At 61.3% G+C, this 468-nt stretch carries 1 protein-coding gene; it reads left to right on the top strand.

Translation table 11 applies throughout. The features are described 5' to 3' along the window. Positions 1-468: TCP-1/cpn60 chaperonin family protein (locus tag BQ8794_RS36880; RefSeq protein ID WP_280174626.1), on the top strand; the 468-nt coding region annotated here is incomplete at both ends.

Here is a 468-nt window from a genome sequence, read left to right as displayed (position 1 = left end):
GCCGGCGACGGCACCACGACCGCAACCGTTCTGGCTCAGTCGATCGTCCAGGAAGGCCACAAGGCGGTTGCCGCCGGCATGAACCCGATGGACCTGAAGCGCGGCATCGACCTCGCGGTTAGCGACGTCGTCGCGACGCTGATCAAGAACGCCAAGAAGATCAAGACCTCGGAAGAGGTTGCCCAGGTCGGCACCATCGCCGGCAATGGCGATGCTTCGGTCGGCTCGATGATTGCCGAAGCGATGCAGAAGGTCGGTAACGAGGGCGTCATCACGGTCGAGGAAGCCAAGACCGCCGAGACCGAACTCGAAGTCGTCGAAGGCATGCAGTTCGACCGCGGCTATCTCTCGCCCTACTTCGTCACCAACGCCGACAAGATGGTTGCGGATCTGGAAGACGCCTACATCCTTCTCCATGAGAAGAAGCTTTCCAACCTGCAGGCCATGCTGCCGATCCTCGAGGCTGTC

The organism is Mesorhizobium prunaredense (assembly GCF_900156895.1).
GTDB classification, from domain to species: Bacteria; Pseudomonadota; Alphaproteobacteria; order Rhizobiales; family Rhizobiaceae; genus Mesorhizobium; species Mesorhizobium prunaredense.
The sequence above is the reverse complement of the archived record's forward strand: the minus strand, read 5'-3'. Positions and strand labels throughout refer to the sequence as shown.